The sequence below is a fragment of the Pseudonocardia alaniniphila genome, assembly GCF_022524485.1.
Classification (GTDB): Bacteria; Actinomycetota; Actinomycetes; order Mycobacteriales; family Pseudonocardiaceae; genus Pseudonocardia; species Pseudonocardia alaniniphila.
The window spans coordinates 16,893-40,351 of the sequence record NZ_JAKXMK010000024.1 but is presented as its reverse complement, the minus strand read 5'-3'; the positions used below and the strand labels follow the sequence as shown (position 1 = coordinate 40,351).

20 protein-coding genes are annotated in these 23,459 nt (G+C 71.4%); 11 read left to right on the top strand and 9 right to left on the bottom strand.

Annotation, left to right across the window (positions count from 1 at the left end):
* Positions 1–169 precede the first annotated feature (169 nt).
* Complete coding sequence (locus MMF94_RS26185) at positions 170–1,018, top strand: SDR family NAD(P)-dependent oxidoreductase (RefSeq protein WP_241039848.1); 849 nt, start codon at positions 170–172, stop codon at positions 1,016–1,018.
* 602 nt (positions 1,019–1,620) lie between these two features.
* A complete protein-coding gene (locus MMF94_RS26180; protein WP_241039847.1) occupies positions 1,621–2,193 on the top strand; it encodes a CHRD domain-containing protein in 573 nt (190 codons plus the stop codon).
* A gap of 46 nt (positions 2,194–2,239) precedes the next feature.
* Here the strand turns inward: MMF94_RS26180 and MMF94_RS26175 are convergent, their stop codons facing one another.
* Together MMF94_RS26175 and MMF94_RS26170 are read right to left on the bottom strand one after the other, a co-directional pair.
* Positions 2,240–3,565: a D-arabinono-1,4-lactone oxidase gene (locus MMF94_RS26175; RefSeq protein WP_241039846.1), complete on the bottom strand. Its 1,326-nt coding sequence runs from the start codon at positions 3,563–3,565 to the stop codon at positions 2,240–2,242.
* Positions 3,562–5,004: an APC family permease gene (locus MMF94_RS26170; RefSeq protein ID WP_241039845.1), complete on the bottom strand. Its 1,443-nt coding sequence runs from the start codon at positions 5,002–5,004 to the stop codon at positions 3,562–3,564. The genes MMF94_RS26175 and MMF94_RS26170 overlap by 4 nt, the downstream gene beginning before the upstream one ends.
* Positions 5,005–5,187: 183 nt before the next feature.
* Here MMF94_RS26170 and MMF94_RS26165 point away from each other — a divergent pair, with 183 nt between their 5' ends.
* A complete protein-coding gene (locus tag MMF94_RS26165; RefSeq protein ID WP_241039844.1) occupies positions 5,188–5,784 on the top strand; it encodes a TetR/AcrR family transcriptional regulator in 597 nt (198 codons plus the stop codon).
* 9 nt (positions 5,785–5,793) lie between these two features.
* Here MMF94_RS26165 and MMF94_RS26160 read toward each other — a convergent pair whose 3' ends face one another.
* The 5 genes from MMF94_RS26160 to MMF94_RS26140 form a co-directional block, all read right to left on the bottom strand.
* Positions 5,794–6,174: a Rieske (2Fe-2S) protein gene (locus MMF94_RS26160; protein ID WP_241039843.1), complete on the bottom strand. Its 381-nt coding sequence runs from the start codon at positions 6,172–6,174 to the stop codon at positions 5,794–5,796.
* 11 nt (positions 6,175–6,185) lie between these two features.
* A complete protein-coding gene (locus tag MMF94_RS26155) occupies positions 6,186–7,415 on the bottom strand; it encodes an NAD(P)/FAD-dependent oxidoreductase (RefSeq protein WP_241039842.1) in 1,230 nt (409 codons plus the stop codon).
* Positions 7,416–7,425: 10 nt separating this feature from the next.
* Entirely contained in the window at positions 7,426–7,755 is a 330-nt protein-coding gene (locus MMF94_RS26150) for a Rieske (2Fe-2S) protein (RefSeq protein ID WP_241039841.1), read from the bottom strand.
* A 60-nt stretch (positions 7,756–7,815) separates the two neighbouring features.
* Positions 7,816–8,562: an iron-containing redox enzyme family protein gene (locus tag MMF94_RS26145; RefSeq protein ID WP_241039840.1), complete on the bottom strand. Its 747-nt coding sequence runs from the start codon at positions 8,560–8,562 to the stop codon at positions 7,816–7,818.
* A gap of 216 nt (positions 8,563–8,778) precedes the next feature.
* A complete protein-coding gene (locus tag MMF94_RS26140; protein ID WP_241039839.1) occupies positions 8,779–10,434 on the bottom strand; it encodes a hypothetical protein in 1,656 nt (551 codons plus the stop codon).
* A gap of 210 nt (positions 10,435–10,644) precedes the next feature.
* Here MMF94_RS26140 and MMF94_RS26135 point away from each other — a divergent pair, with 210 nt between their 5' ends.
* Genes MMF94_RS26135 through MMF94_RS26125 form a run of 3 tightly spaced genes read left to right on the top strand, consistent with a single transcriptional unit; the run spans position 10,645 to position 14,082 of the window.
* A complete protein-coding gene (locus MMF94_RS26135; RefSeq protein WP_241039838.1) occupies positions 10,645–12,261 on the top strand; it encodes a gamma-glutamyltransferase family protein in 1,617 nt (538 codons plus the stop codon).
* Positions 12,254–12,691 carry a RidA family protein gene (locus MMF94_RS26130; RefSeq protein WP_241039837.1) on the top strand — a complete coding sequence of 146 codons (438 nt, stop codon included), beginning with the start codon at positions 12,254–12,256 and terminating at the stop codon, positions 12,689–12,691. The genes MMF94_RS26135 and MMF94_RS26130 overlap by 8 nt, the downstream gene beginning before the upstream one ends.
* Positions 12,688–14,082: an MFS transporter gene (locus tag MMF94_RS26125; RefSeq protein WP_241039836.1), complete on the top strand. Its 1,395-nt coding sequence runs from the start codon at positions 12,688–12,690 to the stop codon at positions 14,080–14,082. The genes MMF94_RS26130 and MMF94_RS26125 overlap by 4 nt, the downstream gene beginning before the upstream one ends.
* Positions 14,083–14,320: 238 nt before the next feature.
* Here MMF94_RS26125 and MMF94_RS26120 read toward each other — a convergent pair whose 3' ends face one another.
* Both MMF94_RS26120 and MMF94_RS26115 read right to left on the bottom strand, forming a co-directional pair.
* Complete coding sequence (locus MMF94_RS26120; RefSeq protein ID WP_241039835.1) at positions 14,321–14,773, bottom strand: GlcG/HbpS family heme-binding protein; 453 nt, start codon at positions 14,771–14,773, stop codon at positions 14,321–14,323.
* A complete protein-coding gene (locus MMF94_RS26115) occupies positions 14,773–16,236 on the bottom strand; it encodes an aldehyde dehydrogenase family protein (protein WP_241039834.1) in 1,464 nt (487 codons plus the stop codon). Before MMF94_RS26115 ends, MMF94_RS26120 begins: the two co-directional genes overlap by 1 nt.
* Before the next feature lie 111 nt (positions 16,237–16,347).
* On the opposite strand from MMF94_RS26115, the gene MMF94_RS26110 reads away from it, so the two are divergent.
* The 5 genes from MMF94_RS26110 (at position 16,348) to MMF94_RS26090 (ending at position 23,455) form a co-directional block, all read left to right on the top strand.
* The gene (locus MMF94_RS26110) at positions 16,348–18,105 is read left to right on the top strand and encodes a helix-turn-helix domain-containing protein (RefSeq protein ID WP_241039833.1); all 1,758 of its coding nucleotides are present in this window, start codon (positions 16,348–16,350) and stop codon (positions 18,103–18,105) included.
* Between the two features lie 590 nt (positions 18,106–18,695).
* Positions 18,696–18,977 (top strand): GlsB/YeaQ/YmgE family stress response membrane protein, encoded by a 282-nt coding sequence (locus MMF94_RS26105; protein ID WP_241039832.1) that lies wholly within the window; start codon positions 18,696–18,698, stop codon positions 18,975–18,977.
* A gap of 190 nt (positions 18,978–19,167) precedes the next feature.
* Positions 19,168–19,938 (top strand): IclR family transcriptional regulator, encoded by a 771-nt coding sequence (locus MMF94_RS26100; protein ID WP_277398829.1) that lies wholly within the window; start codon positions 19,168–19,170, stop codon positions 19,936–19,938.
* 1,737 nt (positions 19,939–21,675) lie between these two features.
* The gene (locus tag MMF94_RS26095) at positions 21,676–22,500 is read left to right on the top strand and encodes a hydroxypyruvate isomerase family protein (protein WP_241039831.1); all 825 of its coding nucleotides are present in this window, start codon (positions 21,676–21,678) and stop codon (positions 22,498–22,500) included.
* A 46-nt stretch (positions 22,501–22,546) separates the two neighbouring features.
* Entirely contained in the window at positions 22,547–23,455 is a 909-nt protein-coding gene (locus MMF94_RS26090; protein ID WP_338104366.1) for a 2-hydroxy-3-oxopropionate reductase, read from the top strand.
* Positions 23,456–23,459: the final 4 nt, after the last annotated feature.

The following is a 23,459-nucleotide window of genomic DNA, read 5'->3' as shown; positions in this document are numbered from 1 at the left end:
AATCGCGGCCGGGCGCGCTGTCTGCCCACGTCGCATCGACCCACCAAACGCCGTACAGCCACCACCGGGAACCGTTGATCGAATGGGCGCCGACACGAGCGCGCGAATTATTTCCGTTCATGGGGAACGCCTTCTAGCGTGGGGACAGCCGAGCCCCAGGAGGAGACCGATGACCGACCCGACGACGCAGCCGAACAGCCGGCGAACCTGGTTGGTCACGGGCGCCACCTCCGGCATCGGCCGCGAGCTCGTCGCGCAGGTCCTCGCCTCCGGCGACCAGGTCACGGCCGTCGCCCGCCGCAGCGCACGCCTCGGCGACCTCACGGAGAAGTACGCGGGCACCGTGCTCGCGATCGACGCCGATGTGCGCAACGAGGACGACATGCAGCGGGTCGTCGACGCGACCGTCGAGTCGTTCGGACGCATCGACGTGGTCGCCAACAACGCGGGCTACGGCCTGTTCGGGGCCGTCGAGGAAGCAGGTGACGAGCAGGCGCGGGCGATCTTCGACACCAACGTCTTCGGGGTGCTCAACGTCCTGCGTGCGGCGCTGCCCGTGCTGCGCAGGCAACGGTCCGGGCACGTGCTGCAGGGCTCCTCCTTCTACGGCCAGTTCGCGCACCCCGGCGTCGGGCTGCTGGCCGCCACGAAGTACGCGGTGGAAGGGCTGAGCGATGCGCTGGTCAGCGAGCTGGAGCCGCTCGGGATCCGGGTGACGATCGTCCAGCCCGCACCGACGGCGACGAGCTTCCTGGACAACCTCGAGATCGCCACGCCGATCGGCGACTACGACCGCACGGTGCGTCAGGTACAAGCCGAGATCGACTCCCTGCCGCCGGGTGCGTTCGTCAGTGCCGAGCAGATCGCGGCCGGCATCATCACCGCGGTCGACAGTGACCGTGCACCGTTGCGCCTCGCCCTCGGCAGCAGCGGTGCGAACGCGATGCGTACAGCCCTCAACGCCCGGCTGGACGATCTCGACGACTGGGCCGCTGTCACCGACGGCGTACTCGACTGACAGGACGATGCACGGTCAGTCGCTGACGCCCGGTTGACAGCGATCATCCGTTCGTAATTATTTCAGGTATTTTTTCCGACCACTGATACCGCCATCTTCGCCGGACACAGTCGGCCCATGATCATGGGCGCACAGGGAATGCCGTGGAGCATTTCCACGCGCGACCGAGACGTTTCCGAATCCCGCTTCCCGCCGGTTACGACCTTCCATGCGCCGCATCGAGAATGTACGGAAGATCGCAACCGAACGGGCGCCGAACAACCGGCCGGGCTTCGACGTCGCGACGGCCCAGGACTTTCCCGGCGGGAATGCGGCCTGATCACGTTGTTCGACTTACTGCACGACCTCGGCGATCCCGGTGGCCCTTCGTCGCGCCGAGCGACGGGCGGGCTGATCAACCCACGTATACCGAACCTCGACCTTTTCATGATGAACGCATTACCAGCACTACCCCTGAGAGAACGCAGGCGCCCCGCTTTCGGTTGTGGTAGGACGGCATGATTTTCACCTCCTGATCCTGCTGAACGCGGCGCGCCGGTCGCTGCGTGATCAACCTCGTGAGGCGGTGCACAGGGCATCGGCTCGCAAACAGGAGGATCGACATGAACCGCAGCCTGAGCCGCCGCGCCCTCGTCGGAGTCGCAGCCACCGTGGCTGTTGCCGGACTGGCGCTGGGCGCCGGCACGGCCGCCGCGGCGCAGCCCTCGGCCGCCGCGCCGAGCGCCGTCACCGTGGCGGCCGTTCCGGCCGCCACGATGAGCGCGCACCACGAGGCCGACTACGACAAGACGTGGTCTTTCTCCGGAGTGCTGAAGGGCAAGAACGAGGTTCCGGTGAAGGGTGGACCGAAGGTCGGCGACAAGGACGGCATCGCGATCGCGCGTATGCGGATCCAGGGCGACAAGGTGTACTACTACTTCAGCTGGACCGGCATCGGTACGCCGATCATGGGCCACGTCCACGAGGGTGTGGCCGGCAAGAACGGTGACGTGAAGATCCCGTTCTTCGGCAAGAAGCTCCCGGGCGGGCGCAACTACACGAGCGGCTCCGTGACCGTGAAGGACCACGATCTCCTGAAGCGGATCGAGGACCACCCGGAGCGGTTCTACTTCAACCTGCACACCGAGGAGTTCCCCGGCGGCGCTGTGCGCGGCCAGGTGCACGAAAGCTACTGAGATCGGCCTTCCCGACGTGGTGAAACAGGTCGGGTGATCGGGCTGATCAGGGCCCGATCACCCGACCTTGCTCACCTTTCGGTGCGCCCAGCACCCGGTTCAGGTAGGCGTTGGTGAAACGGCCCTCCGGGTCCAGGCGGTCGCGCAGCGCCACAAAGTCGTCGAACGCCGGGTAGCGCTCGCGCAGTGTCGCCGCGGTCTGCGTGTGCAGCTTGCCCCAGTGCGGACGCCCGCCGAGGGCGGTCATCACCGCCTCGACGGCACCGAAGTAGGCCTCGTGCGGCTGACCGCGGTACACGTGCACGGCGACGTAGGCGCTCTCACGGCCCGTGGCGGTCGAGAGCGGCACGTCGTCGGCGGCAGCGAACCGCACCTCCACCGGGAACGTCACTGCCTGGCCGTGCCGCTCGGCTGCTGCCCGCAGCCCGGCGAGGGCCTCGTGAATCGCGGCCCGCGGGATCCCGTACTCCATCTCCAGGAACCGCACCCGCCGCGGGCTGGTGAACACCCGATAGGAATGGTCGACGTACTCGGCGGCGGCCATCTGCCTCGCCATCAGCTGGTTGACCCGCGGCACGAGTTTGGGCAGAGCCGCGCCGAGCCGGCAGGTGAGCTCGAACGCGCCGTTGCCGAGCAGGTCGTCGCCCACCCACTCCGCGACGCGCCCGCGGGTGGGGCCGGCCGCCTCGGTGCGGTTGTTGCGCTTCGTGGCGGCGATCCCGGTGTGCGGGAACCAGTAGAACTCGAAATGCTCGTTGCCCGCGACGAGCTCGTCGAGGCCGGCGAGCACGTCGTCCAGGGGCATCGCCGTCTCGACGGCGTGCAGCCGGAACGCCGGTACTGCCTGCAGCGTCACGCTCGTGATCACGCCCAGTGCGCCCAGCCCGATGCGCGCGGCGCTGAAGATCTCGGGGCGCTCGGTCGGCGAGCACGTCACGAGCGACCCGTCGGCCGGCACGATCTCGATCCCCCGCACCTGCGCGGCGAGCCCCTGGTGGGTCACGCCGGTGCCGTGGGTGCCGGTGGAGATCGCCCCGGCGACGGTCTGCGCGTCGATGTCACCGAGGTTGGGCAGGGCGAATCCCCGCTCCCACAGCAGCATGTTGAGCCGGTGCAGTGGCATCCCGGCGGGCGCGCTGACCAGTCCCGTCGCTGCATCGACCCGCAGCAGTGCCGGGTCCGACGGCGGGCGCAGCGCCACGTCCTCGGGCACGGCGATCCCGGTGAAGGAGTGTCCGGTGCCGAGCGCCTTGACCCGCAGGCCGTCGCGCTGGGCCTTCTTCACCGCGTCGACGACCTCGTCGGCGTCCCGCGCGACGACCGTCCGACGCGGGTCGGTGCGCTGGTTACCGGCCCAGTTGCGCCAGGTCATGCGATCTCCACGGGGTCGGGGCGAGCTGATCCGATGCCGGCGGTGCCGTCGCGGAGCCGCCGGCGCAGCGCCGCGACGTACCAGATTCCGGCCAGCGCCAGCGCGCCGATCACAACGTAGTCGGCCGAGCGGAAGGCCTCCGGCAACGTCAGGGCCGCCACCACGGCGACGAGCCAGAGCAGCGCCAGCCCCGCGACAGGCAGGGCGGCGGCCCCGAGCCGGAAGCCGCCCTCGCCCGCCTCGACGAGTGCCCGCCGCCGGGCCAGGTATCCACCGAGGGTGAGCAGGTAGACCAGGTACGGCACGAGCGCCGTGGCCCCCACCAGCACCGCGAACGCGTTGCCGTCTGCGGTGCCGTAGATGAGCAGCACCAGGCAGACCACCAGCGACGCGACCAGCGCGGGCACGGGCGTTCCGGTGCGAGGGTGGACGCGCCGCAGTGCGGCGGAGAACGGCAGCATCCCGTCGCGGGCCATCGCGAAGATCAGCCGGGAGTTCGATGCCGCCGCGACCACGATCAGGGCGAACATCGAGAACACGACGATGGCCAGGAAGATCTTCGTGACGACGGGCCCGAGCCAGTACTCGGCGATCGCGGCCAGCGGCACCGGCGACGCCTGGACCGCGGGCAGGTCGGGGATCGCCAGCGTGAATCCGACCAGCGCGAACATGCCCAGCACGCCGGACACCACCACGGACAGGATCATCGCCCGGGGCACCGCGCGCCGGGCGTCGACGGCCTCCTCGGCCATGTCCGCCGCCGCCTCGAAGCCGACGAGGGTGAAGATCCCGATCAGCGCACCGCCGACGATCGCGTCGGCGAGCGGCGCACCCGTGGCGGTGGTGAACAAAAAGCCGAAACCGTGGCCGTCACCGGCATTCTCGCCGCCGCGCACCCACGCCAGGAACACCACGACGCTGAGCACGACGGTTCCGATGATCTCGGCGAACACCGCCACGTTGTTCACGCGGGCGGCCAGCTGCACCCGCACGACGTTGATGAGGTAGGCGACCACCAGCGCGAGCACCGCGATGAACAGCAGGAGCCGGACGTTCTCGGCGTCCAGCCCGAGCACGGTGGCCGTCAGCGGGGCCAGGCCGATCAGCGCGATGCCGGGCAGCCCGACGGCGCCGTAGAGCACGCCCAGGGACCCCACGAGGTAGCCGAAGCGGGAGCCCACCAGGCGAGCGGTCCACTGGTAGTTGGCTCCGGCGAGCGGGAAGTGCCCCGCCAGCTCGGCCAGGACGAGCACCACGAGCAACTGGCCGACCGCGGCCACCGGCCACAGCCAGACCGCCGCCGGACCGAGCTGGGTGAGCCCGTAGGCGTAGTTGACGAAGATCCCCGTGGTGATGGAGACGATCGAGAACGCGATCGCGAAGAGCGCGAACCGCCGGAGCACCCGCGGGAACTGCGACGCATAACCGAACTCACTCATCGCATGCCCTCGCTGCGCTCGGCGCAGGGCCGACGCTTCGCGAGGGCGCTGTGACACTGGTTCGCTCGCAAGCTCGCTCACGCTGACCCCTGTTTGTCAGGTGGATCACAGAGTGCGACGGAGAGGCGAGTGTGTCAATCGTCTGGGACGATTGACCCAGAAGTCCGAATCGAGGGGGTCGCCATGGCGCGGGTACCGGCTCGGGAGCGTCGCCGGCAGCTCGTCGACGCCGCGTTCCGGGTGATCGGGAGCGAGGGCTTCGCCGCGGCCACCACCCGCCGGGTGTGCGCCGAGGCGGGCGCGCCGCTCGCGGCGTTCCACTACTGCTTCGCCTCCAAGCAGGAGCTGCTCGCCGAGCTCACCGCGCAGACCATGGCCGGGCTCGTGGCCGCACGCGCCGACGTCCACGTCAGCGGTGACGTCACGCAGTCGCTGCGGGCGACGCTGCGCGGCTACTGGGAGACCGTGGAGAAGGATCCCAACCGCGAGTCGGTGCTGATGGCGCTCACCCAGCACGCGCTCCACGAACCGGAGCTCGCGGACGTCGCCGAGCAGCAGTACGCCGCCTACCACCGCACCGCCCGGGAGACGCTCGAAGAGATCGCCGACGCGTGCGCGGTGCGCTGGACGCTCCCGATCGCCCAGCTCGCCCGGATGCTCGTCGTGGTCACCGACGGCGTGACGCTCGCCTGGCTCGTCGACCGCGACAGCGACGCCGCCCGAGCCGCCCTCGACGCGTTCGCCCACCAGCTCGCGGGGCTGGCCGTCGCTGCGGGCTGACTGCCCCCGTCAGGTCGTCCGGGGTGCCGAGAGCCGGCGCGAGCCTGCCGCCCGCCGCTTCATGGCTGCCGCGGCGAGCTTCTCGTCGATTCCGACGTAGACGTGCCCGTCCTCCTCACGGACCGGGAACACCGTGATCGGACGGGTCGCGGGCGGGCAGAGCGGCTCCCCGCTCACCAGGTCGAACACGCTGCCGTGGCACGAGCACAGGAGACCTTCGTCGGTCACCTTGCCGCTCGAGAGCAGGCAGTCGAGGTGGCTGCAGTAGTTCGACGTCGCGTGGATCTCGCCCTCGGAGCGCGACAGGGCGACCTCGACGTCGCCGACGAAGAACCGCCGGACGACGCCCTCGGGGATCTGACCGGAGCGGGCGATCTTGTGAAACTCCACCGTCGTTCTCCTCAGGCGCTGATGGTGTCGAGCAGGTCGAACAGGTCGGTGTCGTCGTCGGCGAGGGCGGCCGGTGACACCGGCAGGCCGCTCGCGATCAGCTGCTTGGCTGCCGGGACGTCTCCCCCGCGGTCGACGGCGAACGCGGCGTGCACGCAACCGTCGGCGAGGTAGAAGGCCGTGAAGTCGCGGTCGTCGACGCTGCCGCGCACCACGATCTCGGCGCCCGGACGCGGCCTGCCGACGAACTGCAGGCCCAGCTCGTACTGGTCGGACCAGAACCACGGCACCTCGTCGGCCGGACCGGCGGGCTTGCCGATGAGCGCCTTCGCGACCGCGGTGCCCTGTGTCGTGGCGTTGTCGACGTGCTCGACGCGGACGAACCTGTCGCCCACGGCGCGGCTCGCCACGTCGCCCGCGGCGAACACGCCCGGGACCGCCGTGCGACACCCGTCGTCGACGACGATGCCGCCGCGAACCGGGTCGACCGGGATCCCGGAGACGCGGGCGATCTCGTCGTTCGGCACCGCACCGACCGCGACGACCACGAGGTCGGCCTCGACGTCACCTGCGGCGGTGCGGACGACCACGCCGCCTGCGGTCTCGTCGACGGCGCCGATCTCCTGCCCGCAGCGCAGGTCGACGCCGTGCTGCCGGTGCAGGCCCGCGTAGAAGCCGGCCATCTCCGGGCCGAGCTGGGAGATCAACGGCAGCGTCCCGGCCTCGAGAACGGTGACGGCGATGCCCGATTCACGGGCCGCAGAGGCGACCTCGGAGCCGATCAGCCCGCCACCGACCACGGCGATCCGCTCCGCGGCCGACAGCATGCCGCGCAGCCGGGCAGCGTCGTCGAGGGTGCGCAGGTACACGACCCGGTCGCCCCCGACGCCCGGCAGCCGCCGGGCGCTGACACCCGTGGCCAGCAGGATCGCGTCGGTGGTGAGCTCGCTGCCGTCGATCAGCCGGACGACTCCCGCCGCCACGGACTCGGCGCGGACGCCCAGGCGTAGCTCGACGTCGTTGTCCGCGCACCAGGCCTCGTCGAGCAGGGTGAGATCCTCCGGCTCGGTCTCGCCGCGGAGGAACTCCTTGGACAACGGCGGGCGCTGGTAGGGAGCGTGCAGCTCGTCGGACAGCACGGTCACGCGCCCGTCGAAACCGCGCCGGCGCAGCAGCCGGACGGCGGCGACGGCGGCCTGACCGGCGCCCACCGTGACGAGGCTGCGCGGTAGGTCGGACATGTCGTCTCCTCTATGGACGGGGGTGGGCGCTGACGTGCACCACGCCGTCGATCACTCGGACGTCGTGGACGGGCTGGCACTCGTCCTGGTCGTCGGCCGCTCCCGTCTCGGGGTCGAACGTCCACTGGTGCGCGGGGCAGACGACCTTGCCCTTCCACAGCACCCCGCGCGACAGCGACCGTCCCTTGTGGATACAGGTGTCGTCGAGTGCGAAGACCCGCTCACCGACCAGGAACAGGGCGACCGCCCGGTCCCCCACCTCGACGCGGAGCTTCTTGCGGCGCTTCAGGTCCGCGAGCGGGACCGTGGCGATCCACTGCCCGGTGTCGGTGTCGCTCACGGGTGCTCCCGGGCGTCGGACCGCGGCGGACGCGATGGTGCGGCCGCCGCGGCGAGGTGGTCAGAGGGTGGGCGCGACGTAGGTGTCGTAGAGCGCACGGGTGTAGGAGAAGCGCATCTCCGCGCCCCAGCGGACGTACTGGAGGCAGCGCTGCTGCAACTCCGGCGTGTCGGCGTGGTCGAGCACGATCTGGTAGCCGCGCTCGCCGTGCACCTCGTCGGAGGTGATGTGGAGGTCGAAGAACTCGATCTCGTCCTCGGTGAAGCCGTAGGACTCACGCAGCGGGATGATCTGCTTCTTGTAGATGCTCGGCACCTGCGACTCCAGGCCAACGACCAGCGCGGCCGTCGCCACAACGAAGTGCTCCCGCATCGCCACGGCGTAGCACCAGGACTGGAGACCGCGGGTCACCGCGTTCATGTTCTCCGGGTCCTCGATGCGTTCCCTCGTGGTGCCACAGGCCTCACCGAAACGAATGAGGAGGTCGGTGTGGCGGATGTCGGCGAGCTCCTCCTCGTACATGTTCTGGAGCGTGAAGTCCTTGGCGTCGGTGAACTTGTCCGGGGTGTTTCCGTAGATGTAGCCGAGATAGTCGGCGAACGGCCCGACATAGTGGAAGTGGTTCTCGGCCCAGCGGGCGAAGTGCTCACGGGTCAGCTCACCGTCGGCCCAGGCCTTGCTGAACGACGCGTTCTTGGCCTCACGGCCCTTGATCGCGTTCTCGAGCGCGGCACGGAAGTCGTCACGGGACAGGAGACCCGGCGTTCCGTCCGCAGTGCCGGCAGCGCTGTCTGCGGTCAGGGTCATGGCGAACCCTCCTCGGGAGTTCTGGAAGTGGTGGAACGGGGCGATGACGAGAACGCTAATCCGGTGGGGCTTCCGGATCCTGGTCATTCAGCACAAGGACCGCGGCCATCTTGCAGGGGTGTGCACACGGCTCTCCGGAGACGACACCGGCCCCGGTAGGGAGCGCCGGGGCCGGTGTCGTGCATTTCTTTCCGAGCGGAAATGCGCGGGAATCACTCAGAAGAATAAGGCTGCAACCAACGTGGACAGCACGAGACCGGCCACGACGGGAAGGAAACATTTCCGGGCCAGCTCGATCACGGGCACGCGGGTCACCCCGGCCACCACCAGCAGCGAGGACCAGGCGATGAGCACGCCGCCGCCCGTCCACACCGAGCCCATCTGGCCGACGGCGGCCAGCGTCGCGGGATCCATGCCGGCATGCGGGCCGAGCGCGCCCGCGAGCGAACCGGTGAGCGGGAGCCCGGAGAAGCCGGAGCCCTCCAGCCCGCACATCATCCCGATGATCAGCACGCCGAAACACATGACGATCGGGTTACCGGGGATGAAGTGCTCCGAGGCGGTGACGAGGTCGACGAGCAGGCCAGGCGCCTGCTGCCCGTCCTCGTAACCGAGGATCTTCCCCGCGAAGTCGGCGTTGCCCAGGAAGAAGAACCCGGCGATCGGCAGCACCACGCCCATCGCCCGGAACGCGAACACCAGGCCGTCGGTCAGGTGCTCGCCGGTGGACTGCAGCGCCTTCTTCGGCCCGTCCAATGAGGCCGCAGCGACGACCACCAGGATCGCGGCGAGCCCGCCGACCAGCGCGGCCGCCGAACCGCCCTCGAGCGAGGGGACGAGATCGGTGACCTTGCCGAGCACCATGTAGACGATCATCGCCAGGAAGGCGATCGGGACGACGATCGAGAAGATCTTCGACAGCCGTTCGATGCGGGCATCCGCCACGTCGTCGGCCGGCGCGGCGTCGTCGGCCTGCCCGCCGTCAGAGCCGGAGCCGCCCGGGGGAGGTGGGTTGTCCTCGGGTCCTCCCGACCCGGTGGACGGGGGCCCGCCGACCGTCGCACCGACCGGCACCTTCTCCTCGACCACGGCGATCGGCTCGGCGATCCGTTCGGCGGAGGTCGCGGGGACGAGCTCGCGGGCCGGCGACACCGAGATGCGACGCAGGAGCCGGCGCGGCGGACGGGGCTCGGCGACGACCCCGGCCTCCCACTCCTCCAGGTTGGCCTCGGCGGGGGTGCGCATGTGCCTGCGCAACATGACGCCGACGATCACCAGCGCGGTGATCCCCGTGACCAGCGACAGGACGAGCGCGACGTCGGCGACCGCCGAACCCTCCACACCCGCCGCGGTCGCGGACAGTCCGGGTGCGACCTGCATGACGTAGTCGCTGGACAGGGCCATGCCCTGGCCTGCGACCGCGATCGCCATCGCGGCACCCATCGCCGGGAGTCCTGCCCGGATGGCGGCCGGCACGAGAATCGCGCCGATCAGCGGCACCGCGGGCGTCGGCCAGAAGAACAGACTGATCCCGTAGGTGACGACGGCCAGCACCGCGTAGGCGGACCAGCCGCCGCGCATGACCTTCTGGAACGGCGTCACCATGCGCTGGTCGGCCTTCATCGCCCGGAGCGCGCCGAGCAGAGCGGTGACCATGGCGATGATCAAGAAGATGTTGAACAGTTCGGACGCTGCGATCAGGCTGGCGTTGAAGATCGCCTGGATCCCCGTGACCGGGCTTCCCGTCATGACCCACGCCGTGACGGCGGTGGCCACGAGGGCGGGGACCACGACGTTCTTGCGTGCGACGGTGACTCCGATGATCAGGAGCACACCCGCTAGGTAGACCCAGTGCGCGGGGGTCAGTCCCACCGCGGCCTCCTTCCCGCCGACGTCGGCGGTCATCTGCTGTGTGGCGGGACACAGTCCTCTTACCAGCGTGATCGCAGCTACGACAACAGTGCACAGCGCACGGGTTTCGGATTGTGCACGTTGTCGTTAAGGCACAGTGCACGTCGGCGCCGCCCGGTTCTGTGCACATTTCACCTACTGGTCTCTGCGAGGCCCGTCCATCGTGCAGGTATGACCGTCACGGCACCCCCTGCCTCGTTCCCGGACGCGCTCCGGCCCGCCGCCCTCGGCGCCGAGGGGATGGTCGCCGCGAGCCATCCCGCGATCAGCCGAGCGGGCGCGGACGTGCTCGCGACCGGCGGCAACGCGATTGACGCCGCACTCGCGATGGCTGCCGTGGCATGGCTCGCGCTCCCCGGCCAGTGCGGCATCGGCGGTGACGCGTTCGCGCTGGTCCGGGAGCCCGACGGCTCGGTCCGCGCCTTCTGCGGCAGCGGCTTCGGCCCCGACGGCGGAACGCCTGAGCACTACTCCGGGCTGACCAGGCTCCCGCGGTACGGCCCGTTGTCCGTCGCGGTGCCGGGTGCGGTCGCCGCACTGTCCGCCCTTCACGCCGCCGGCGCCACCCGCTCGTTGCCCGAGCTCTGGGCACCCGCCGTGGCGATCGCGCGAGCCGGGCTACCCTGCACCGCCCGGACCAGCGGGGACCTCGCCCGGCACGCAGAACGGCTCGCCGCCGATCCCGACACCGCAGCGACGTTGCTGCGTGATCGGCGCGCGCCTGCCGTGGGGACCCGCCTCGCGCAGCCGTTGCTCGCCGCGTCGATCGAACAGCTGGCGGCCGATCCCGCCGCCTTCTACACCGGTGAGCAGGCCGAACGGGCGGTCGCCTTCCTCGCCGGGCTCGGTGCGCCCTTCTCCGGCGAGGAGTGGGCGGCGAGTGGCGAGGTCCGTCCCGAGCCTGCCCTGCGTCGCTGCTACCGCGGGCACTGGGTGCACCAGACCCCGGTGCCGACGCCCGGCTGGATGGTTCTCGACCAGCTCGCCGTCTGCGAGGGCGAGCTCGCCGGCCCGCCGCTTGCGGCCGACGCCGTGCACTGGCTCGCCGGGGCCGCGCGGATCGCTTTCGCCGACCGCTACGCCCATGCGGGCAGCGACACGGAAGGCTGGCGCCGCGGCGGCGAACCCACCGCGATCGCGCGAGCACGGGACCGGATCCGGGCCGGTGACCTGCCCGCACCGGCAGGGGCGGACCCGGCGGGCGACACGACCTCGATGGTCGCGGTCGACGGCGACGGCCGCGCGGTGAGCCTGATCCACTCGCTGGCGTTCACCTTCGGCGCCGGGATCACCATCCCCGGCACCGGCATCGTCCTGAACAACCGGCTGGGCCGCGGCGCCTACCTCGTGCCGGGGCATCCCAACGAGGTCCGGCCGCGGCGGCGCCCGCTGCACACCCTGAACGCCTGGCTCGTGACCGACGACGAGGGCCGGCTCCGGCACGTCGGCAACACCCCCGGCGGCGACGGCCAGGTGCAGTGGAACACCCAGCTGATCTCCCACCTGCTCGACCACGACGCCGGCCCACAGGCCGCCGTCGACGCGCCGCGCTTCTCGGTCTTCCCCGGCAGTGACGCCGAGGATCTCGGTTCCGCCGCCGAGCTCCGCTGCGAGGACCGGCTCGGGAACGCGACGCTCGACGGCCTGCGGGCCCGCGGGCATGCGGTGGTTCCGGTCGGGGACTGGGGCGCGGGCGGCAGCGCCCAGGTGATATCCGTTGACCATCAACGGGGCTTCCTCGCGGGCGGCTCCGACTCTCGCCAGGAGGGAGTGGCGCTCGGTGTCTGACCTTCCCGCGTCTCCGGTGCCGCAAGGGCGTTACGCCGCGGCCGTCCTGGTCGGCGGGCTCGCCTACAGCGCGGGGATGACCCCGCGCCGCGACGGTGTGCTGACGGTCGTGGGACTCGTCGGCGAGGACGTCGACGTGCCCACCGCCGCGGCTGCGGCCGGGGTCGCCGCGACCAACGCCCTGGTGGCAGTGGCGGAGGCGGCGGGCGGGCTGGACCGGATCGCGCGCTGCGTCCGGATGACGGTCTACATCGCCTGCGCCGAGGGGTTCACCGCGCTCTCCGCCGTCGCCGATGGGGCGTCGGACGTGCTGGCCGAGCGACTCGGCGAGCACGCGCTACCCGTCCGGGCCGCGGTCGGGGTGCGGGCGCTGCCGGGCGGCGCGCCCGTCGAGGTGGAACTGACCGCCGCCGTCAAGGGCGAGACGTGACCCGAGCGGTACAGCAACATCGACCCGCGAGCTCTACCACCGGAGGGCCGCTCGGGCTCGTGGCTGCCGCGCTGGTCGTCGGGACCTTCGCGAGCACCATCGCGAACACGCTGGTCAACGTGCCGCTGGCGGTGATGACCGCCGATCTCGGAGCGCCGCTGACCAGCGGCACCCTGATCGTCGTCGCGTTCAACCTGACCTGCGCGGTCGTGCTGCCCTTCGCCGGCTGGCTCGGCGACCGGCTCGGCAGGCGCCGGGTGTTCCTGCTGTCGATGATCGGGGTGACGATCGGCGCGCTCGGCGCGGCGACGGCACCGACGCTGCCGCTGCTCGTCGGGTTCCGCGCGGTGCAGGGACTGTCCGGGGCGCTCGTGCTGCCCACCGTCCTCGCGCTGCTCACCGCGGTCGCCGGGCCGCAGCGGCGCGGTCGCGCGGTGTCCTGGTGGGCGGCGGCGAACGGAGCCGGGCAGGCCGCGGGCCCGACGGTCGGCGGACTGCTCACCGACACCTTCGGCTGGCGGTCGGTGTTCGTCGCGATCGTGCCCTTCGCCGTCGCCGCGTTCATCGGGGCGTGGCTCTGGGCGGCGCGCACCCCGCCGCGCACCGTCCGGCTCGACCTCGCGGGCGCGCTGTCGCTCGCCGCGGGGGTCGCGCTCGTGCTGGTCGGCGCATCGGCAGTGGCACCGGCCGGGCTCGCCTCACCCGTGGTGTGGGTGGGATTCGGGTGCGGCGCGGTGGCGCTCGTGGCATTCGTGCTGGTCGAGCGCAGGCGGTCGGCGCCGTTCGTCCCGCCTTCCCTGCTCGTCGAGCCACGGTTCGCCCGCTCGGCCGTCGCTGCGCTCTGCCAGATGTTCTGCCTCACCGCCACGCTGCTGACGATCCCGCTCTACCTGACCTCCCACCTCGGGGTCGCCACGCGCACCGCGGGGCTCCTGATCGTCGCGCTGCCGCTGGCGATGACCCTGCTCGCACCGGTCTCCGGGATGCTGACCGAGCGCTGGAGCCCTCGGTGGGCGCTGCGGTGGGGCCTGCTCGGTCTCGGTGCTGCCGAACTGGCGCTCGCGGCCGTCGTCGGGATGGGCGGCGCCGGGGTGGGCTCGGGGATCACCCTCGTCGGCGCGGCCGCGGTGATCGGCGCGGGGATGGCGTTCACGCAGACACCGGCCGCCGCGGGCGCCACCCGCTCGGCACAGGATGCCGACTCCGGCGCAGGCCTCGGGGTGTTCAACATGCTGCGCTTCGTCGGCGCCGCACTCGGCGGGGCGGTGGTCGCGGTCGTCGTCGGCGACTCCCCGACCGGCACCGGCCCCTTCGCCCTGATGTTGCTGGTCTGCGCGGGCGCGGCCCTGTTCGCCCTGGTCTTCACGTTCGCGGGCCGCTCGCCCCGCTGACACCCCCGGAAGAGGGGCGACTCGCGGGCGGGCGAGTCGCCCCAACCCGGGACCCTAGCCCGGCCGCCATGATCGGCGCGAGATCCGGTTGTTCGCCCTTGCGAGGGCGGAACTCCCCATCTCGTGACGATCCTCGCTCGCGCGGCGGTGGTCGGGCGGGCTCGCCCCCAGCCTCCGGCCTCGCCCTCGGCGAATGCGGTCAGCGCGGGCACCTTCCAGACCGAGAACGGGGCCGGTCCTACGCGGGGACGGAACCCGCGATGTGCTCCTCGAAGGCGGCGAGCGCCGCGGCTCCGACGGCCTTGTCCTGCTCACCGTTGCCACCGCTCACCCCGACCGCGCCGATGACCTGGCCCCGGTAGACGATCGGGAAGCCGCCGACGAACACCGTGAACTTGCCGGTGTGCATGTGCTGGATGCCGAACGCCTCGTTGCCCGGCAGCGCCGGGCCGTTCGGCGGCTCGTTGAACAGGTGGGTGGCGCGCTGGTGGCCTGCGGCCGTGAACGCCTTGGCCATCGCGATGTCTACCCCGGTGAGCCGCGCCCCGGTCATCCGGTGCAGCGCGATCGGGTGCGCCCCCTCGTCGGCGATGCAGATCGTCTCCTTCACGCCGATCCGCTCGGCCTCCGCCTCGGCGGCCTTGAGGAGCACCAGCGCGTCTTCGAGGGTCAGGCGGTGGATGGTCTGCATCAGCTCTCTCCGTGGGTTCCGTGGGTGAGGTAGACGGTCTTGGTGTCGGTGACGAAGTCGAGCGCCTGCCGGCCGCCCTCCGGGAAGGCTCCGCCGGAGGAGGCCTTCCAGCCGCCGAACGGCGGCGCGACCCCGTTGCCGGTGGTGGGGGCGTTGATCTTCACGATGCCGCAGGCTGCCTGGGCCGCGAACCGGTGTGCCACGGCGAGATCGCCGGTGTGCAGGGCGGTGACCAGGCCGTGCGTCGAGGAGTTCACGATCCGCAGCGCGTCGTCGGCGTCGTCGACCGCGACCACGGAGCAGTACGGCCCGAACACCTCCCCGTCGATGAGCGGGTGACCCACGGGCACGTCGGCGAAGAGCGTCGGGACGACCCAGAAGCCGTCCGGGTCACGGTCGTCGAGCAGCTCGGCCTCGGCCACCACCCGCGCACCGGCCGCGATCGCCGAGTCCTTCAGCGCGCTGAGCCGTTCGAACTGCGCAGCCGTCGCGACCGGCCCCGTCGTGACGCCGGACCGGTCCCCCGGCCCGACCCTCAGCGCACGCACCTTCGCGGCGAGCAGTGCCGTGAACTCGGCGGCGGCGACCCGGGCGACCAGCACCCGGTCCGTCGACGTACAGGCCTGCCCGGTGAGCCCGAACGCGCCCGCGGCGACGTCCGCGGCAGCCTTGTTCAGATCCGCATCAGCGCAGACGACGGCGGCGTTGCGGCCGCCGAGCTCCAACTGCAGCCGTGCGTGCCCGTGGGCCTGCGCGCGCACCAGAGCGCCGACGGCGTCCGAGCCGGTGAAGCTGATCCCGCGCACCCGCACGTCACCGAGCAGCGCACCCATCGCCCCGGCGTCATGGCCCTGGACGACGGGGAGAACAGCCGGGGGAAGCGCCGCCTCGACCGCGATCTCGGCGAGCAGCGCACCGACCCCCGCCGTGACCGGCGACGGCTTGAACACCACCGTGTTGCCTGCGGCGAGCGCGGGAGCGATCTTGCGGGCGGCGAGCGAGAGCGGGAAGTTCCAGGGCGTGATCGCCGCGACGACGCCGAGGGGCCCGCGCAGGGTGTAGGCGAACGTGCCGGGTGTCTCGGTCGCGTACGTGCTGCCCTCGACGAGGTACGCGAGCTGCGCCGCGAGCCGGAACTGCTCGGCCGACTTGCCGACCTCGCCGCGGGCGGCGCCGAGTGGCTTGCCCTCCTCGCGGGTGATCAGTGCGGCGACCTCGTCGGCCCGGCGCTCCAGGACGTCGGCGATGCCGGTCAGGACGGTGGCCCGGCGCAGCGGCGGGGTCCGCGCCCACTCCCGGGCAGCCCTCTCGGCTCCGGCCAGCGCGGCACGAACGTCGTCGGCGGTGGAGGTGCGGTACGCATGGACGACCCGGCCGGGTGATGCGGGATCGACGGACCGGTCCGACGGCGGACCGGGGTGGACCGAGAGCCCGGCCGACGCAACCGATGGTGCGGAGTGCACGAAGAACCTCCGACGGATTGTGGAGTGTGACGGCTTCCGGCGATTGTGCGGGCGGGTCACCATGGCTGGCACTGGACGAAGTGCACCCGAACACGGACGGGATCTAGGCACATGGCACAGGCCGAGTACGTGGGATCACCACACGAGTCGCTGCACCGGCACGCTCCCGCGCCGGACCCCGTCACCGTCTCCGATCTGCTCGCCGAGCCACTGCTGCGCAACACCCTCGTGGCCGGAGCGACCGGCGCAGGCCGTGCAGTGCGCTGGTGTCTGCCCCTCTCGGAGATCACCGGCGACCCCGACGCCGCCGAGGAGGGCGTGGCGGTGCACGCCCACGCCGACCACCTCCGCGACGGAGCAGGCCCCGCCACGGTCGAGCGCGTCGCGGCGTCCGGCGCCGTGGCGTTGCTGGTTCGGATCGGCCGCGCGGACGTCGCCTCCCCCGCCGAGCTGCGCGTTTCGTTCCCGGAGGCCAGGGCGGCCGCCGACGCAGCGGGCCTGCCGCTCGCCCTGCTCCCGCCCAGCGCCGACTACCGAGCCGTCAGCCAGCTCGTCGCCACGAAGGTGCTCGCCCAGGCGACCCACGTGCTGCAGTACAGCGATCGCGTGCACCGTTCCCTCGGCGAGATCCACGCCCGCGGCGCAGGCATCCCTTCGCTCGCCTACGGGATGGCGCGGATGGGCGAAGCGCCCGTGATGGTCGTGGATCTCGACGGCACCGTGCTCGCCTACGAGACCACGGCCGCCGGCACCAAGCCAGCTCCGGCGCCCGTGGCCGCGGTCCTGGCCCGGCACGTGGAGGGCCTCGTCCGCGGAGAGCTGCCCATCGGCGCGACCGTGCTGGATCCGGTGGACGCTGCAGGGTCGGCGGTGGTCCCGATCGCCGCGGCGGTGATGTTCGGAGGTGAGATCAGCGGGCTCGTCGCCGTCCTCGAACCCCCGTACGGCGACCCGCACGACCGGGCACAGCGGCGGATCATCGCCGAGGAAGGAGCGGTCCTCGTCGGCTCCGAGATGCTGCGGATCCGGTCGATGACCGAGGCCGAGGAGCGCACGCGCGGAGACTTCGTCGTCGAGCTCGTGCACGGACGGTTCGCCGACGGCGGGCAGCTGCAGGCCAGAGCGCGCCACCACGGGTTCTCGGTGGACGGCACGTACGCCGTCTACGTGGCCGAGCTCGACCCCCCGGCGTCCGACGACGTGCGCGCCGTCCGCCGCTTCAACGCCGCCGCCCGAGCGGTGGAGCGGCTGTACCCCGAAGCGGCGCTGCCGACCCTCGCCACCCAGATCGGCGGCAACCTCGTCGTCGTCCACCCGGTCGCCAACGGCGTCGACGCCGCGGCGGTCCGGGACGTCGCCGGTGCCGTCCGGCGGGTGCTGCGCGAGCGGCTCGACGCCGAGGCCCGCGTGGCGTTCGGCCGCGTGGGCACCGGGGCGGGCGGTGTGGCGACCAGTTACCGCGAGGCCCGCACCGCACTTGCGCTCGGCCGCCGGATCGACGTCCCGCCCGTCGCCGGATACGACGACCTGCGCATCTTCGTCGCACTCCGGGACCTCGCCGACTCCGAGAACGGGCGCTCCTTCGCCACCGAGATGCTCGCCCCGCTCCGCCGCGCCGACGGCAACGCCCGCAGCCTGGAGAGCGTGGTGTTCGCCTACATCGCCGAGTCCGGCAACCTCAACGCCGCCGCCCGCCGCCTCGGTCTGCACCGCAACACCACGCTCTACAAGCTCGACCGCGTCTCCCGCGTGCTGGGCATGGACATCCGCTCCGCCGACACCCAGTTCATGGTGTGGCTCGCACACCACATCGACACGCTCACGCAGGTGAACGACAGCCTCGACGAGGAGCTGGCCCCGCCGCCCTGAGCCACCTCCACGTGCGAACGGCACGGCCGTCCGATCTGCACCGACGTGCCGCTCAGGCGCGGCCAAGATCGCGGTGAGATCCGCCGATCTGCCCCCACCGGGGCGTACAAGCGGATCTCGGAACGATCAACGCGCCAAGATCGCCGTCAGAGGTGGCCACGCGCCCTCGCGAGGGCGGAAACACAGATCTCGGAACGCGGTGCGCTCGCGCCCGGACCGACACGGCCGGACGCGTCCGTGGGCTGCGGGCTCCGCGCCGCGGGCTCCGGGCTCCGGGCTCCGGGCTCCGGGCTCCGGGCGCTGAACGAACGGCACTCCCGTGTGCTAGGTCTGGGTGGACGGGCCGTTGGTGCGGGCGGAGCGTCGGGCCGGCCGCCGCCCGTATCGAGCGAGCGGCACTGTCATAGGTCTGCGCGGGCGATCCGCTCGTGGTTAGCAGGCACCGGGGCTGATGACCACGGTGCGATCGATCGGGCGCGAGCGCGCCCGAACCCGCTCCGACGCCCGGCCGTGTAGGGGGTGGATCTCTTGCCCGACCACCAGCAGCGGGCCTCCACGATCAGGCCCGCTGGGCACACCGGGAGGAAACTGTGACCACCACGACCGCCATCGACCCGGCCCTTTTCGCGATTCTCACCGCTCTCGTCATCGGTCTCGTCATCGGTGGAGTCGGACGGAAGTACGCATCGCGCAGGCAGGGAATCCCGGCCTGGCGCTCGATCCTCGACGCGGTCGTCGGCGCCTTCGGCGGCACGGCCATCGCCCATCTCATCGGACTGCCCACCTGGGCGCTGTTCTTCCAGGTCGTCATGGCGACGCTCGCGGTCTTCGTCGTGACCCCGGCCTACCGCCGCCGGTTCGCCCGCCGCTGATCGCGAGGCCCCGACTTCCGAATCACGGAAGTGAGAGTCCACCTCGATTTCGGACGGGCTCACCTCACAGGCACGCGATGCCCTCGTGGCACAGGCTGGGCAGAATCGGATGACCGACACCCAATCGCACTGGCCTATACTTCCGCATGTCGGAAGTTGCTGGCAGTCAGCTGGCGAACGAGGGGGACATGTGGCCGGGCAGATCGAATCGACCGAGCGCGGCGCGAGCCGCATTCAGTCGGTCGAGAGAACGTTCGAGCTGCTCGAGGCGATGAGTGACCTCGGTGGTACGGCAGGGGTCATGCAGCTCGCGGCCAGGCTGGAGACGCCCCCGCCGACGATCCATCGATTGATCCGCACGCTCGTGGAACTCGGGTACGTGCGCCAGCAGCCCTCGCGGGAGTACACGCTCGGACCCCGCCTCATCCGGCTGGGAGAACACGCCGGCACCCTGCTCGGGAGCTGGGCGCTCCCGTATCTCCGGCAGCTCGTCGACAAGATCGGTGAGAGTGCCAACCTGGCGACACTGGACGGTGACCACATCGTCTACACCGCACAGATGCCCGGCACCCACGCCATGCGCATGTTCACAGAGGTGGGCAGGCGGGCGCAGGTCCACTGCACCGCGGTGGGCAAGGCGATGCTCGCCCAGATGCCGGTCGAGCAGGTCCGCACGATCGTCGAAGGCTCGGCGATGCAGGCGCAGACCATCCACACCATCACCGCGATCGACCTCTTCCAGGAAGAGCTCGACATGGTCCGGGCCGCGGGTTACGCGGTGGACAACGAGGAGCAGGAGATCGGCGTGCGGTGCGTGGCCGTGGCCGTGCCCGGCCGGACGCCCCACGCGGCATTCTCGATCTCCGGCCCCTCGCCGAGGATGACCGACGCACTGATCCATCGCGCTGTACCGCTGCTGCGGCAGGTGTCCGAGCAGCTTGCGGGCGAGTTCGACAAGTAACCACACCGCTCGCCGCCGCATCCGGGCCGCCCGCGAGCTGGGCAGCCGGGGCCAGCTCATCGTCCTCATGATCATCAGTTCGGGGTCGAGAACCGGGTCATGTGCTGCTGCGGGGCCCGAAGTGATGATCATGAGTTCCGGACCACGTCTCCGGCGGACGGAGACTGCCGACTCGGAATCCCCCACGGGCGCCGGGTCGCCGCCGACCGGACGGTGGACCTGCGCGGCCAGGGGCCGGGTCGCCGGATTCGCCATGATCACCGTTTCGGGGTCGAGAACCGGGCCATGCCCTGCCACGGGGCCCGAAAAATTGATCAAGAGGCTGACAGGCCGGCCAGAAGCCGGGTCCGGGAGCAATAGTCGCCCCGGCATCACCCCAGGCAACCGGCCACCGCCGATTCCGAACGCTGGATCACCAAGGCCGAGGCCAAGGGCGGGGAGCACCGGATTCCGCATGATCATCGGTTCGGAACCGGCAGCTGGGTCATGCCCTGCCACAGGGCCCGAGAAGTTGATCAACGGCCGGGCCGCCTGCCAGACGCCGGTCCGGGGGGCGAGAGCGCCCCGGCATCACCCCGGACGACGGGTCGCCGCCCGGACGGTAGACCCCGGGGTCGGGGTCGCCGGATCCCCCATGATCATCGGTTCGGAACCGGCAGCCGGGCCGTGCCCTGCCACAGGGTCCGAGGTGTTGATCAACCGAGCCGGCAGGCCAGCCAGAAGCCAGGTCCGGGGGCAATAGTCGCCCTGCCATCACCCCGGACAACAGGTCGCCGCCGACCGGACGGTGGACCCCGAGGCCGGGGCCGGGGCCGGGGCCGGGGGGCGGGGCCGGGGCCGGGGTCGCCGGATTCCCCATGATCATCGGTTCGGAACCGGCAGCCGGGCCATACCCTGCCACGGGGCCCGAAGAGTTGATCAAAGCCCCGCAGGGTGGCCACATGCCAGGCCCAGGGGTGAAGGCCGGCCCGGCATCACCCCGGACAACGGGTCGCCGCCGACCGGACGGTGGACCCCGAGGCTGGGGTCGGGGTCGAGGTCGGGGTCGAGGTCGGGGTCGAGGTCGGGGTCGAGGTCGGGGTCGAGGCCGCGGGCGGGGTCGAGGTCGGGGTCGAGGCCGCGGGCGGGGGCGAGGGCGAGGGCGCCGGATTCCCCATGATCATCGGTTCGGAACCGGCAGCCGGGCCATGCCCTGCCACGGGGCCCGAAAAGTTGATCAAGAGGCTGACCGGCCGGCCAGAAGCCAGGTTCTGGGGCGATAGTCGCCCTGGCATCGCGCGTCGGCTTCGTCGATCGCCCGCGCGGTGCGGCCCGCCAGGCGACAGGCTCGCTGCAAGTTCCCGGGAGTGGAGCCTTCAGGCCGGGGATCGACCGGGGGCTCATTGCATGATCACCGCTTCGGGGTCGAGAACCGGGTCATGTGCTGCTGCAGGGCCCGAAGTGTTGATCAACGCATCGCGCCCTCGGCGACGGAGCCTGGATGGGCCGGCCGGTCGCCGTATCCACCTTCCGCGCCGGCCGCCGTAGTCGCCGCTCGGGCCGGTTCGTCCGACCCGCGCAAGGGCGTCGGTTCTGCCACTTCCACGAAGCGGAATGGAAATGGATCCGCGATCGCGCGCATCGCCGCAGCTCACGGCCCGTTCCCATGGACCCACGGTTGACACGCCCGCCGGGACGGCCCTACCTTCCATACAGTATTCGGGAAGTTTTATTCCGCTGTACGGAAGTTGGTGGATCATGGGTGCGCCGCAGCTCAGCTACCTGCCCAACTGCTCGCTCCTATTCCAGGAGCTGCCACTGCTCGAACGCCCCGCGGCCGCGAAGGCAGCGGGCTTCGATGCGGTCGAGTTCTGGTGGCCGTTCCCCGAGGCCGTGCCCGCGGATGCCGAGGTCGACGCGTTCGTCACCGCGATCGAGGACGCCGGGGTCGCGCTCGTGGGCCTGAACTTCTTCGCGGGCGACCTCGCGGGGCCCGACGCCGGCGCGCTGTCGATCCCGAAGCGCTCCACCGAGTTCCGCGACAACGTCGCGGTGGCGGCGGCCATCGGCGCGCGGCTCGGCGTCCGGGGCCTGAACGCCCTGTACGGCGTCCGCGTCGCAGATGCGACCCCCGCGGAGCAGGACGACCTCGCCGTCGAGAACCTGGTGTTCGCGGCGGACGCCGTGGCCGAGTTCGGCGCGACGGTCCTCGTCGAGCCGGTGAGCGGCCCGAAGCCGTACCCGCTCCGGACCGCGTCGGACGTGCGCACGGTGCTCGATCGGGTCCACGCCGCCGGTGCGGACAACGTCGGCTTCCTCTGCGACCTGTTCCACCTCGCGAGCAATGGCGACGACCTCGACGCCGCCATCGCCGCAAACTTCGCCGACATCGCCCACGTACAGATCGCCGACACCCCCGGCCGCGGCGAGCCCGGCTCCGGCGAGCTCGACCTCTTCTCCCGGCTCGAGGACCTGCGTGCCAGGGGTTACGACGGCTGGGTCTCGCTGGAGTACAAGCCCACCAGCGGCAACACGGTGGAAAGCCTCGGCTGGCTGCCGAGGGACCAGCGCGGAGCGCACTGACACCCGGCACCAGTCGACGCCACGACAACTCTTGGAGAAGGACACCGTGAGCAGCACCAAGCAGACGATCGCGTTCATCGGGCTGGGCATCATGGGCCGCCCGATGGCCATCAACCTCGTCAAGGCCGGCTTCGACGTCGTCGGCTACAACCTCGAGCCTGCGGCCATCGAGGCCGTCGCCGCCGCGGGCGGCCGCGGTGCCGGCAACATCGCCGAGGCCGTCAAGGGCGCTGACGTCATCGCCGTCATGGTCCCCGACTCCCCCGACGTCGAGCTCGTGCTCACCGGCGAGGACGGTGTCTTCGACAACGCCCGTGATGGCGCCCTCGTGATCGACTTCTCCACGATCCTGCCGGACGTCTCGCGCCGGATGGCCGAGGTCGGCGCCGCACGTGGCCTGCGCGTGCTCGACGCGCCCGTCTCCGGCGGTGAGGCCGGCGCGATCGAGGGCAGCTTGTCGATCATGGTGGGTGGCTCGGCGGACGACTTCGCGCTCGCCGCGCCGGTCTTCGACGCGGTCGGAGCGACGATCGTGCACGTCGGGCCGTCCGGCTCGGGCCAGACCGTCAAGGCCGCCAACCAGCTCATCGTCGCCGGCAACATCGAGCTCCTCGCCGAGGCGATCGTCTTCCTCGAGGCCCACCACGTCGACACCGAAGCGGCGGTCAAGGTGCTGGGCGGCGGGCTCGCGGGCAGCACGGTGTTGCAGCGCAAGGCCGGCAACATGCTCTCACGGAACTTCGCCCCGGGCTTCCGGATCGCCCTGCACCACAAGGACATGGGCATCGTCACCAATGCGGCACGCGAGGCCGGCGTGGTCATCCCGCTCGGTGCCGCAGTCGCGCAGCTCATCGCGTCGCTGAACGCGCAAGGCCACGGCGGTCTCGACCACTCGGCCCTGTTCAAGTCCGTCGAAGAGCTCTCCGGCCGCGCCGGCGAGTCCCACACCTCCTGAGAGG

What these genes read in the sequence shown, in the direction of transcription:
- MMF94_RS26110 (WP_241039833.1), top strand. Translation starts at nt 16,348, where the DNA reads ATGGCACAGGCCGAGTACGTGGGATCACCACACGAGTCGCTGCACCGG.
- MMF94_RS26180 (WP_241039847.1), top strand. Translation starts at nt 1,621, where the DNA reads ATGAACCGCAGCCTGAGCCGCCGCGCCCTCGTCGGAGTCGCAGCCACC.
- MMF94_RS26165 (WP_241039844.1), top strand. Translation starts at nt 5,188, where the DNA reads ATGGCGCGGGTACCGGCTCGGGAGCGTCGCCGGCAGCTCGTCGACGCC.
- MMF94_RS26175 (WP_241039846.1), bottom strand. Translation starts at nt 3,565, where the DNA reads ATGACCTGGCGCAACTGGGCCGGTAACCAGCGCACCGACCCGCGTCGG.
- MMF94_RS26120 (WP_241039835.1), bottom strand. Translation starts at nt 14,773, where the DNA reads ATGCAGACCATCCACCGCCTGACCCTCGAAGACGCGCTGGTGCTCCTC.
- MMF94_RS26135 (WP_241039838.1), top strand. Translation starts at nt 10,645, where the DNA reads ATGACCGTCACGGCACCCCCTGCCTCGTTCCCGGACGCGCTCCGGCCC.
- MMF94_RS26170 (WP_241039845.1), bottom strand. Translation starts at nt 5,004, where the DNA reads ATGAGTGAGTTCGGTTATGCGTCGCAGTTCCCGCGGGTGCTCCGGCGG.
- MMF94_RS26155 (WP_241039842.1), bottom strand. Translation starts at nt 7,415, where the DNA reads ATGTCCGACCTACCGCGCAGCCTCGTCACGGTGGGCGCCGGTCAGGCC.
- MMF94_RS26185 (WP_241039848.1), top strand. Translation starts at nt 170, where the DNA reads ATGACCGACCCGACGACGCAGCCGAACAGCCGGCGAACCTGGTTGGTC.
- MMF94_RS26095 (WP_241039831.1), top strand. Translation starts at nt 21,676, where the DNA reads ATGGGTGCGCCGCAGCTCAGCTACCTGCCCAACTGCTCGCTCCTATTC.
- MMF94_RS26145 (WP_241039840.1), bottom strand. Translation starts at nt 8,562, where the DNA reads ATGACCCTGACCGCAGACAGCGCTGCCGGCACTGCGGACGGAACGCCG.